Genomic DNA, 10,764 nt, shown 5'->3' on the forward strand with positions numbered 1-10,764 from the left:
TCCCACCCGCTGTCACATCTCCGGCAGGCCGGCCTTTCGAAAGCCGTCGACAAAGTGGTCTCGTACAGATGCATCACGCAGCGGCTGGGAGCTGAGCCAATGGCTGATCGTGAAATGAGGGTGGGCGATCAGGAACAATTCTGCTTCTCGCCGCGCCTCCTCAAGGTGGCCCAACTGCGCAAGCGTAGCAGCCAGGAATTTGCGTGAGTTGGTACGATACGTGTCTTCCCTGCGGAGTGTCGCGGCTGCCGCCTCATAGTCACGCGCGGCGTACTGCGCCTGCCCAAGATGACAAAGATACCAGCAGGTTGGATGGGGATTGAGCCGCAGAGCTTTTTCGATTTGCGCTAGTCCATCGGCAACCCTGCCGTCCAGCACGGACATGTCCGACATGGCGGCCCAGGTGTCGGCGTGGTTGGGGTCCAGCTCCAGGGCCTTGGCGAAGGCGGCGTCCGATTCCTCCCATCGCCGCTCATAAGCCAAAATGGTCCCCAGAACGTAACGGCAGCCGGCATCGTTGGGATCTAGGTCGACCGCGTTCTGCGCGAGCGTCACCGCCATCCGACGGTTAGGATCTTCGGGCTCGCCGAAATGAGTCCAGGCAAGCCAACGGTTATAGGCGAGCAGACCGAGCGCCTCGGCATATAATGGCTCGAGCTTAACCGCGCGTTGGAGCAGCATATAGGCCTCACGCTCAGTTTGCGGCGACTCTTCCGTCAGGAGGCGGGCGCGCACACACAGATCATACGCCTCAAGGTTCTTCGGCCGATTGCGCTGCTTCGGGATGGTCAGCCGGCCGACGAGGGCTTCAACAATCTTGGCGTTAACTTCATCCTGTAATTCGAAAACATCTTCCACCGTTCTGTCAAACCTGTCGGCCCACAAGTGCTGGCCGCCAAGCGCGTCGATCAATTGGGCATTGATGCGGACACGGCCCATTGCGCGTCTGGCGCTCCCCTCCAGGACGTAGCGGACGCCGAGTTCCTGGGCGACCAGCCGTACGTCGACCGGCTTGCCCTTGTAGCAGTACACGGAATTGCGCGCGATGACGAACAGGCCAGCCGTACGGGAAAGGTCGGTGATCAGGTCTTCGGTCAAGCCGTCGACGAAAGGCGCGTCCGCTTCATCCCCACTCATATTCGTGAACGGCAATACAGCGATCGAGGGACATTCGGGCAGCGGCAATGTGCTCTGCAGCGCATCCGGCCAATGCCACACGCGGACCGGGCGAGTCAGGTTCTTTAGGTAGCGTTCGCCTGCATCAAAGAACCGGTCGCCGATCTTGCCGACGATCTCGCCGTGAACTTTGGCTGAAATGCAGATACCTCCCGGTGCGGCCTGCGCCTCGAGTCGCGCCGCGACATTGACGCCGTCGCCGAGCATGTCTGAACCGTCGTCAATGACATCTCCCAGATTGACGCCTACACGCAAAAGCAGGCGCCGGTCTCCGGAAACCTCAACAGCAGTGGTGGCCCGTTGCATTTCCAATGCTGCTGCGACCGCGTCCACTGCACTACCGAATTCGATTAGGAATCCGTCGCCCACGACCTTGAAGATGCGACCGTTGTGGCGCATCACAGCCGGCTCGATAACGCCAGAACGGAGTTCCCTGAGGTTCGCCAGCGTTGCGACTTCATCAGCCTCCATCAGGCGTGTATATCCCACCACATCGGCAACGACGATGGCGGCAAGGCGACGCTGAATAGATTGGTCCGTCATGTGAGGACAAGCCTAATGACCAAATTAGCAAGTTATTGTTCAACCGCAGGTCAGTCAACAAATCGTAAGAGGTAATATCCAGGCGATCTCCACCTCGATCGAGCAGTCATGCTTCTTTGTGAACGTCTGGCTGCGAGCGGGGGTTTCGGCGGAAGTGCCCAGTTCTGTCCGGGGAGACCCGAACTGCAACTGCACTGCATTTCTGGCTGACTTCCAGATGCGGCCAGTCTCCTTCCGGCCCCATCTTGGTCATCGCCAACCCTTCGATATGGCCCCTTTTGGCGCAAAGCTGCCGTTGGTGGCAACCCGAAGGCTCCACCTCGGGATCGCCCGTCGCTAGTCGCCGCTTCCCCCAACCAGCTCCCATAAATCGACCTTCTCGGCGCGCCCCTTGACCGGCACCAGGCCCAGCGGGCGAAGAACGAAGCAATCGGCGACAGCATCGTGGATGGCGGCGCTGACCAGGATCGACGTATTGAATTCCTTGTTCAATCCTTCCAGCCGCGAGGCGACATTGATCGTATCGCCCATGGCCGTGTACTGCTGCCTGGAAATCGCGCCGAAGCTGCCGACGACCGCCGGGCCGGTGTGCAATCCAAATCGGGTGATGAGCGCGGGACGGCCATTCTGGCGGTTGGCTTCATTCAACTCGTCGATCGCCGCTTTCATGGCAAGCGCGCATCGGCAGCCGTTTTCGGCATGTCTGACATCTGGAACAGGGGCGTTCCACATGACGAAAATGGAATCGCCGAGATATTGCACGACAGTGCCGCCATTGCGTTCGGCAATGGTGTTCAACAGTTCGAAATAGGCTGACAGCATATCGACCACGTCCTCGGGCGAATGCTGCTCGGATATGGTGGTAAAGTCTCTGATGTCGGTGAAGAGCACCGTCACATCCTGACGCTGCGCCTTGGCGACCGCTCGCCCTTCGGGATTGACGATCCGTCTGACGACTTCACGCGGAACATAGAGGGCAAACTGGCTGATGGCATGGCGGCTTGCCGCCAGCGCGCTCGCCAGCGTGTTGATCTCCGATATGAAGGAGTGGGAGACACCTTTCTCGCCGACATCGAGATCGCCGATCCTGCGCGCCTCGTCGGCCAGCCGATAAAGGGAGCGGCTGACCATGCGCGACAGCATCACCGAGGCAGCGACACCCGCGATCAGGAAGGCGCCGGCAACGAGGAGATTGTGCACGAGCAGCCGATTGGCCTCAGCCACCAGATCTTCCAGGGGCACGACGATTGCGGCGACGCTTCCCTTGAACAGACCGGATACACCGACGGGGGCGATCTGCAGGATCTGGCGTTCGCCATCGAGATCGATCCGCACCACGCCGCCGCTGGCAAAGGCCGGATCCCGCCTGAGCCTCGCCACCGTTTCGAGGCTCGTGTCGTAACTGTCTTTCGTCGTATCGACGGCAACGGCGCCATCGGCATTTTTCGACCATACGCCGAGAAGCCTGTTCATGATTGCCGGGTCGGAATGGGCGATCAGATCATCGGCATCATCGATGATGTAGGCGCGCGCCCGCGGCGAAATCTCCTCAGCATCCAGCAGGCGGCCGACAGTCATCAGGTGGATGTTGATGCCGACGACAACCTGATCGTCGTCTTTCATCGGTGCTGCGATCGTCAGCGTTGGAAGCTGCAGAGTTCCCGCAACATAGGGCCCGACGGATACTTCCTCGCCGTGCTGGATGACGGATTGGTACCAGGGGCGTTGCCGCGGATCGAATGATGCATGGTCGACGTCACGCTCGGCGATCGGCCTTGCCTGGCCGTCGAGGAAGCGAAACGTCGATATGACGTCCGGCCCCTGGCTGCGTGCTATCGTGCGGATCGCGAAGGCCGTGCCATCGGGTGCTGCGAGGATCCGGCGGACATCCTGCCTTTGCGTGTTGATGACCTGCAGATACGAGCCGTCAGGATAGCCGGTGTAGACGCTCGTCGCGTTGGGGACGTTTCGCAGAACCTCCAGAAAGAATTGCTGTTTCGCCGTGATATCCTGGGGCGGCGGGGAGGTAAGCTGCGGCAGGGTCGATGCCAGTGCCACCGCCTCGGTGCCGCCCTGCAGCGTATTGCGGTACCCCTCGATCAGCCGCAGGCTCATCTCGCGCATCTGCTGCACGCCCGCACTGACCGCAGCATCGCTTCCTTGCTTGAATGCCAGCCAGATGATCGGCGTCGACGTGCAAAGCAGCGATGCGACGACCAGGACGCCGAGATGCAGTCTGAGCGGTTTAGACCAGCGCACGCGATTTCCCCCGAAATGCGGACACGTCTCAGCACACGAAGCATAGCCAACGATGGCAGTTAACTGCTTTTTGAAAACTTACACAAGGCGGTGAATGCGGTCACACCGCGCTGTGCGTTTCGGCAGAACAAGATCGGCGACCGTGTTCGCATACGTCCTGTCCTTGCTCCAGACCCACCCCCTCTCCGTCTTCCTCGGGCTTGACCCGAGGATCCACTTTCGTATCGATCAACAGCGGGCATGGATCCCAGGCTCAGGGCCACTGCTGTCCGGTTGGCGCCAATGGCTGCCCCTCACCCTAACCCTACCGGGGTCGAGCCACTCGTCTCGACCCGTCCTCCGGACCCCCGTAAAAAACGGGGAGAGGGGACGTGCCAAACGCGGCGTCGAGGGTAAGGAAGCCGGTGCGGCATGTCCCTTCGCCCCGTTTACGGGGAGAAGGTGCCGGCAGGCGGATGAGGGGCTGGTTTCGGCGGCGCGCCTCACCCACCATTCATGAAATGACAGGAAATAAGCGGCGGCGGCGGGCGAGCCATTCCGACGCTGCTCGTCGCCCGCCCAGGAGATCCCGCTCCGGTCGGCTCAGGCCCGCTTCCGCCGCATCTGCGTGACGCTTCGCCAGACGGCCGACACCAGGAAATAGAAGGCGCCGAGGCCGGCATAGCCGGCGATGTTGGCGATGGATGGCGCTTCCGGCATTTGCGCCTGGGCGATGAAGAAGGCGCCTGCCACGGCGGATTGGCCGCCGCTGAGGATCATCGCCCATTGGCCGCCATCGGTCTTCCAACGCCGGACAGCGGTTCCAAGCTGCAGCAGGCCGGAAAAGATGGCCCAGAGGCCGAAGACGCCCAGAACCCAGTTCATGCTCATCGTCAGCGCGACGATCACGGCCGCTGTCGTCACCGCGCTGACGGCGACGTTGATCGCCTGGCTGTGGTTGTTTGCCAGGCCGCCGCTCCGCGCTGCGTCGACAAAATTGGCGGCGGCATCCCAGGCCGGGTAGAGGATCAGCAAGGCGGCCGCGACGGCGAGCGACTGGTTCCCGGCCGTCAAGGCTGCTGCGACCCAGATGGCGGAAAAGGCTGCTCGCGTGAAGTAATAGCGCGTCAGCCACTCTTCCCTGTCGCCAGACGCGACGGTGGTTTGATCGGTGGTCATCATTATCTCTTTCCTGAATGTGATGGTGTTGGTCTGATAGGGGCGTCTCACCGTCGTGAGCGGCGTCGTCCGTCATCGAGACTGGTTTCTAGCTCCGACGGGCGGCTGTCGAGACGGTGTTCTCCGTCGTTCGGGACTGCCGGTCAGGCGGCATTTTCTGGTTAATCGCCGGTCGAGCCGGGGGCGGCCCGGCCGACCGGCGACGATGTGGTCACATGGGCGGGACCACGCCATTTTTCCCGACGAGGACCTGATGAGCGAGGGCCCCCGAGGCAGCCTTCTCGGCGGGGATGAAGACGACGGCGCCGGGAACGAGATCGTCCTTGGTGGCCGGAGCGATGGTCACGACCGGCGTGCCGTCCGGAATGGAAATCTTCTTTTCTTTGCCGTGATAGGAGACGGTGACGGTGCGGCCATCGACGCCCTTGACGGCATCGGCCACGGTGGCGTTGGTCATGCTGCTGTCGGGCTTGAGGTCCCAACCGTAGCTGCCTTCACCGGCACCTTTCATCGCCGGCGGAAAGATCAGCACCTCAAGCGCGCCGTCGCCGCCGCCTTCACTCGGCAGCGAGGCGATGCCGACGAAGTCGCCCGGCTTGATGTCGGTGACCGCCGCATTGGCGACGCTCGCCAGTTTCCAGCCGTCGGCAAGCGTGACATCGACAGTCTCTCCTTCGCGGGTCTTCACCTTGAGAGCGGACCCGCTATAGGCGACGATGCTGCCGCGGATATGGAACTGCTCGGCCTTCTGATCTTCGGCATGGACAGATGCCGCCGACAAAAGCGCGCTGAGGCCCAGAACCAGGGCGGGAAGGATGTTGTTGAACATGGGATTCTTCCTACTAGTTGGTAGTTTCGTTGTCGTGGTGTGTCGCTCCCGGCGCTCATCCGCCCGGAACGTTATCGGGCGACGGCCGGAGACAGCCGCTGCAATGTCGGCGCCAATATGGTGGCGAAGATTTCCGGGTCGCCGTAAGCACGGGCTGAAAGCATGGCGCCGTGGACGGAGGCCATGAAGGCTTCAGCCTCGACGCGCGGTTCGCTCGCCAGCGTCAGGCTGCCGTCGCGAGCGCCGCGTTCCATCACCGAGGTCAGCCAGGTCGAAAGGAAGCGGAAGAAAGCCCTGACCTCGGCTGCCACCTCCGGCGGCAGTGCCGGCAGTTCGCTCGCCAGCAGGGCGCAGACGCAAAAAGGCCGGCTGGCGTCCTCGATGCACTGGGCCCAATGACCTGCATAGGTTTGGAGCAGCGCGAAGGGATCCCGCACCTGCTGCTCCAGACCGGCGATACCCGCCTCGGCATCTTCGCGATATCGCACGACAAGCGTGCGCACCAGGTCGGTCTTGCTGGGAAAATGGTGATGGATGCTCGCCTTGCGGATCCTGACGACGGCAGCAATGTCGGCATAGCTGAAGCCGTTATAGCCTCCGGTCATGATCAGGGTTCGGGCGGAGGCCAGGATCTCGGCGGACGTCGTCAAAAGGTTGCTCATGGCTTTATCTACCTTCCAGTAGGAAGGTTGTCAAGCGGGATGCGGTTTTCTGCCATCGGCCATCCTAGACGGGCACCGGCTTCACCTTGACGCGGGCGAAAGTGATGACTGCGTCGGTTGTAGCGACCGGCCTTGACTCGCCTCGGACACCAAGAACATAATCAGAACACCTAATATACGGGATGGAGTTCCGGATGTGCGGCCGCGTCTATATCAAGACCTCGCTTGAGGAGCTGGTGCGCAATTTCGCCTTTGCAGAGCGAGGCGCGATCGATGCGCTCGGAAACCGATTTCCACTCTACAACGGCGCGCCAACGCTGGATTATCCAATCATCATTCGCGACATGGTCCGGGAGCCTGATATTATGGGGCCGGTATTCGCCAGCGCGCGCTGGGGTCTGGTGCCGGCATGGATGAAGCCGGGAGGGCGTCCGCCGCCGATCAATGCGCGCTGCGAGGGCATCAGTACCAACGGCCTGTTCCGCTCGGCTTACAGGTCGCGCCGTTGCCTGGTGCCGATCAACGGCTTCTTCGAGTGGAAGGATATTTTCGGCACTGGCAAGAATAAGCAGCCCTATGCGATCGCCATGGCTGACGGCTCGCCCTTTGCGCTCGCCGGCATCTGGGAGACGCGGCGCGACAATGACATAGAGACTCGGAGCTTCGCAATTATCACCTGCGAGCCGAATGAGATGATGGCGCAGATCCATGATCGGATGCCGGTCATCCTGCATCGTGAGGATTATGAACGCTGGCTATCGCCGGAACCCGATCCGAACGACCTGATGAAGCCATTCCCGGCCGAGCTGATGACCATGTGGCCGATCGGCCGCAATGTTGGTTCGCCCAGGAACGACACGGCTGACATTATCGATCCGATCGACCCCGATCCGGAACCGACGCTGATCTGAATTCACCGGCTCGGGCGGGAGCCATCCATCAACCATGCGGTCAAAGAGATACCTCGCGAGGGGACAGGACGACGCATGCCAGAACAAATCACCTGGAAATCGTGGGAACATGTCAGCGGCCGAGAAATCAAATACAAATGGCGGCACGCCTGGAAGGAGAAACCCGGTGACGACTACGTCGCTTTTGACGGCGATACCCAGATCGGAAGGATATTTCGGCCACAGGCAGGCGGAGGGATCGACAATCGATGGTTCTGGATCGTGGCGACGGACGGCAGCCATCGACTGGATTGGCCGTCAGCCGGATACGAGGACAGTGCCTATGTCGCCTCGAGGCGGCTGGAAATGATCTACGAGAGCATCAAGAGCGGGAAACAGAGGACGGCGCACCCATGAGCAACGAAGGCCATTCGAGTGCGCCGGGCGCCAATGTGATCGTTGAACATTATTGCGAGCACCGGCATGCTGACGGCACACGCTGCAAGGAATGGGGAGGCTGGGGCCACAGCCCATCCTCGGCCGTGCCAACACGCTGGTGGTGCTTCGAGCATTTCCCGCACAAATCATGCGAACAGGAACAGGCGCTCAGACGGAAGCTCGGGGCGGCCGAGGATGGCAATATAATTCAATGATTGCTGGATTGATCATCTGCGCATCGCTGACCGCCAAGCCCGAAACAGAGGAACGACTGGTGCGACTGAACCGGCCATATCGACAACACGCAACTGAGACGCCGCGACGAACAAATCAAATGCCTCGCCTGGCTCTTCTCGCACTCCCGATACTATTAACCGGCTGCAGGACTGCCGAGCGGTACGATCCGGTGTATTCCACCCAGATCCCGCCAACGGCAGCCGAAAGATCAGCTGTCATCGATTATGCACGCAAGACCTACTACAATGAGCGTGAAATCAGTGACGCGGCCATATCGAACGTCTTAACGCTAAGCGATGGTGATCGGATCATTTGCGTAAGGTTTACGGCGAAAAATCGACTCAAAGAGCGTGTGAGCGTAACGACACGTTCCTTCCACGATGACCAACGATACGGGTTTGCCATTGGTGGCTTTACGTATCAGGATTACTACTGCAATCCCAAATGGCTATTCTATTCTCCGTTCGCCGAATTGGAACACCTTTTCTAGATCTCAGCTAACGGATTTGAGCAGCGACCCGCCGGCCGCTGGCTAATATTTCCGTGCCATCGGCAAGAAGTTCGGGAGGGGTTTGCACGCACCTGAGCCCGAAGAAACGGAACGATTGGTGTGACCCCATCGCCGGTGTGTTATGATTGCTACTCCTCACGCTTCTCCTCGCCATACGCTTCATCTCTCACTTCGCGCCAAATCAAAAACCTCATGGGGTGTTTGAGTATGAACTCTCTTTTGGCTCTATCCTTACGCAGTTCCCGCCACGAATAACTAAACATGTAGCTGACAACGCTGACCGGAAATAACGCCATCGCGGCGGCGGCCAGGAAGTTCTCGATGTATCTGAAAATTCCGAGGGAGCCTTGTCGATGGATGACAAACCCTCCCAATAAGCAAAGAAAAAAGGCAACCAGACAGATGGTGCTTAGGCGCTTCGTCAAAATAATCTCGCTATGGTGACTCCGCGGCAACGAAACGATTGGTGTAGCTGAGATTTACCTGTCTTCTCGCCGTCCACGCTCATACAGGCCATCGATTGTAATTTCTCCCATGGCCATCTGAAGCCATGCAGTAAAAAAGCCCGTCCTGAATTTGGATTGCGACCCCAATTCGACCACGAGAAGCATCGTCATAAAAGCGAAAAGCATAACAGGGCATAGGAATGAGGCCTGGGAGACCGTGGAAAGATCAATGTGGTTGATTTTGATATAAAATATCATCCCAGCAAACCATACCGCACAGGGAGGCGCAACGGCTAACCAAGCCCAAACAAAGAAGCGAACTTCTTCATGTAAATACTTCACCCGCTTTGGCTCCGTTCGTGAGAGGTCGCGACGATCTATATCATAGTGGGCTGTGGCTGAAACCGACACGCTAATTTTTGGAGCGTCACAACTCAGTTGTTATTGAGCCAATGCCGCACCCAGGCCACGGCAACGGTAGGCGCTGCTACCCGTTATGATCAGTCCTTCACTGCCTTACCGGTGGCCAAACCATCATAAAGGGAGGCTATCGCTACCCACCATCTAACTCCTCACGCCAAATGAGAAACGAAAGGATCGGGTCTTTGAGTATGAACTCTCTTTTGGCTTTATCCTTGCGCACTTCCCGCCAGCTCCGTGTCAGCCAAAAACTGCCGAGGCTAAAAGGAAACAAAGCGAATATAGCGGCGCCTATTACGATGGATACATACCTCAGAAGCCCATGTGTGTTTTCCACGCCGCCACTTAATCGTGATACGCCAAACGCTCCTGCCAAGCAGAGGAAGAAAGCTACCAGGCAGATGATGTTTATGCGTTTTGTCACGCCAATCCCTCTGTGTTCTGCCTGACATCAACCGCCGGTACTCTTTTCGTACCTGGCTCGTCAGCATCTGGGAGGCCAGCTGTCCTAAACAGCGCCCAAATTCCTAAAATCAGCCCAGCCATTGCAGGAACGCCCAAGACAACTCCAAAATAAATTTCCACTGGAAGGTCATGAATTCCAATAAATAGTTCCTTCCCAGCACACTTATTAGCCATGTACCCTTTGAAATGTGCACACTTTCCAGCGTCAGGGAATAAAAAGAAAAGCCCGTCAAGGACAATCAGGAAGCTCAGGCAGATGCCCATGCCGCGTAACATTTTGACGTCGGGACGCCTGAGAGATGGAACAGATGATTCCGGTTTCGTTTTTTGAACGGACCACAGTAGCTTGACGAACAGGAAGCACGCACCCGTTCCGAGAAATTGGGCTATCATCAGGGCAAGCGCTTGGTTGATAACGGGCTTTACGACTTGGGCAGTTAGTGCTGCCATGAATGCCACCAGCCCCAGTACTGAAACTACTGACGCCCACGTAACCCCGTCGCGGGTTACAACTGCACGGTAAAGACCATAAGACGCCCAGACAGTCATGGCTATGGGAATGGGGCCGATGGGCCAAGGAAACGAGAGATCAAGCATGCCCTGACTATGCCTGATCACATGCTTTACTCAACCTCAAAGTAGTGGGTTAGGGACCAAACAAGACGCGACGTTCGTCGTAGCGGCCGGCAGCCGAAAGATCAGCTGTCATCGATTATGCACGCAAGACCTA

Annotated in this window: 11 protein-coding genes; 4 read left to right on the forward strand and 7 right to left on the reverse strand. The window is 58.9% G+C overall.

The window, feature by feature from the left end; genetic code table 11:
• Nucleotides 1-12 precede the first annotated feature (12 nt).
• The 5 genes from FY112_RS16860 to FY112_RS16885 form a co-directional block, all read right to left on the reverse strand.
• On the reverse strand, nucleotides 13-1,719 hold the full coding sequence (locus FY112_RS16860) for an adenylate/guanylate cyclase domain-containing protein (RefSeq protein WP_151518902.1): 1,707 nt from the start codon (nucleotides 1,717-1,719) through the stop codon (nucleotides 13-15).
• 336 nt (nucleotides 1,720-2,055) lie between these two features.
• On the reverse strand, nucleotides 2,056-3,978 hold the full coding sequence (locus tag FY112_RS16865; RefSeq protein WP_151518903.1) for an adenylate/guanylate cyclase domain-containing protein: 1,923 nt from the start codon (nucleotides 3,976-3,978) through the stop codon (nucleotides 2,056-2,058).
• A gap of 582 nt (nucleotides 3,979-4,560) precedes the next feature.
• Nucleotides 4,561-5,139, reverse strand: coding sequence for a DUF308 domain-containing protein (locus FY112_RS16875; RefSeq protein WP_151518905.1), 579 nt, complete (start codon nucleotides 5,137-5,139; stop codon nucleotides 4,561-4,563).
• A gap of 208 nt (nucleotides 5,140-5,347) precedes the next feature.
• The gene (locus FY112_RS16880; RefSeq protein ID WP_151518906.1) at nucleotides 5,348-5,965 is read right to left on the reverse strand and encodes a hypothetical protein; all 618 of its coding nucleotides are present in this window, start codon (nucleotides 5,963-5,965) and stop codon (nucleotides 5,348-5,350) included.
• A gap of 71 nt (nucleotides 5,966-6,036) precedes the next feature.
• Nucleotides 6,037-6,627: a TetR/AcrR family transcriptional regulator gene (locus FY112_RS16885; protein WP_151518907.1), complete on the reverse strand. Its 591-nt coding sequence runs from the start codon at nucleotides 6,625-6,627 to the stop codon at nucleotides 6,037-6,039.
• Nucleotides 6,628-6,821: 194 nt separating this feature from the next.
• Here FY112_RS16885 and FY112_RS16890 point away from each other — a divergent pair, with 194 nt between their 5' ends.
• From FY112_RS16890 to FY112_RS36795, 4 genes are all read left to right on the forward strand, one after another.
• Nucleotides 6,822-7,538, forward strand: coding sequence for an SOS response-associated peptidase (locus FY112_RS16890; RefSeq protein WP_151518908.1), 717 nt, complete (start codon nucleotides 6,822-6,824; stop codon nucleotides 7,536-7,538).
• Nucleotides 7,539-7,613: 75 nt separating this feature from the next.
• A complete protein-coding gene (locus FY112_RS16895; protein WP_131630253.1) occupies nucleotides 7,614-7,934 on the forward strand; it encodes a hypothetical protein in 321 nt (106 codons plus the stop codon).
• Entirely contained in the window at nucleotides 7,931-8,170 is a 240-nt protein-coding gene (locus FY112_RS16900; protein WP_131630252.1) for a hypothetical protein, read from the forward strand. The genes FY112_RS16895 and FY112_RS16900 overlap by 4 nt, the downstream gene beginning before the upstream one ends.
• On the forward strand, nucleotides 8,167-8,682 hold the full coding sequence (locus tag FY112_RS36795; protein ID WP_131630251.1) for a hypothetical protein: 516 nt from the start codon (nucleotides 8,167-8,169) through the stop codon (nucleotides 8,680-8,682). Before FY112_RS16900 ends, FY112_RS36795 begins: the two co-directional genes overlap by 4 nt.
• A gap of 149 nt (nucleotides 8,683-8,831) precedes the next feature.
• Here the strand turns inward: FY112_RS36795 and FY112_RS16905 are convergent, their stop codons facing one another.
• Nucleotides 8,832-9,128 (reverse strand): hypothetical protein, encoded by a 297-nt coding sequence (locus FY112_RS16905; RefSeq protein ID WP_018067893.1) that lies wholly within the window; start codon nucleotides 9,126-9,128, stop codon nucleotides 8,832-8,834.
• 861 nt (nucleotides 9,129-9,989) lie between these two features.
• The gene (locus FY112_RS16920) at nucleotides 9,990-10,631 is read right to left on the reverse strand and encodes a hypothetical protein (protein ID WP_151518909.1); all 642 of its coding nucleotides are present in this window, start codon (nucleotides 10,629-10,631) and stop codon (nucleotides 9,990-9,992) included.
• Nucleotides 10,632-10,764: the final 133 nt, after the last annotated feature.

This window comes from Rhizobium sp. PEPV16, from assembly GCF_008919455.1.
Classification (GTDB): Bacteria; Pseudomonadota; Alphaproteobacteria; order Rhizobiales; family Rhizobiaceae; genus Rhizobium; species Rhizobium leguminosarum_Q.

Excerpts from the sequence above, each read along its gene's own strand:
- FY112_RS16860 (WP_151518902.1), bottom strand. The coding sequence starts at position 1,719 with ATGACGGACCAATCTATTCAGCGTCGCCTTGCCGCCATCGTCGTTGCC.
- FY112_RS16895 (WP_131630253.1), top strand. The coding sequence starts at position 7,614 with ATGCCAGAACAAATCACCTGGAAATCGTGGGAACATGTCAGCGGCCGA.
- FY112_RS16900 (WP_131630252.1), top strand. The coding sequence starts at position 7,931 with ATGAGCAACGAAGGCCATTCGAGTGCGCCGGGCGCCAATGTGATCGTT.
- FY112_RS36795 (WP_131630251.1), top strand. The coding sequence starts at position 8,167 with ATGATTGCTGGATTGATCATCTGCGCATCGCTGACCGCCAAGCCCGAA.
- FY112_RS16890 (WP_151518908.1), top strand. The coding sequence starts at position 6,822 with ATGTGCGGCCGCGTCTATATCAAGACCTCGCTTGAGGAGCTGGTGCGC.
- FY112_RS16885 (WP_151518907.1), bottom strand. The coding sequence starts at position 6,627 with ATGAGCAACCTTTTGACGACGTCCGCCGAGATCCTGGCCTCCGCCCGA.
- FY112_RS16880 (WP_151518906.1), bottom strand. The coding sequence starts at position 5,965 with ATGTTCAACAACATCCTTCCCGCCCTGGTTCTGGGCCTCAGCGCGCTT.
- FY112_RS16875 (WP_151518905.1), bottom strand. The coding sequence starts at position 5,139 with ATGATGACCACCGATCAAACCACCGTCGCGTCTGGCGACAGGGAAGAG.
- FY112_RS16920 (WP_151518909.1), bottom strand. The coding sequence starts at position 10,631 with ATGCTTGATCTCTCGTTTCCTTGGCCCATCGGCCCCATTCCCATAGCC.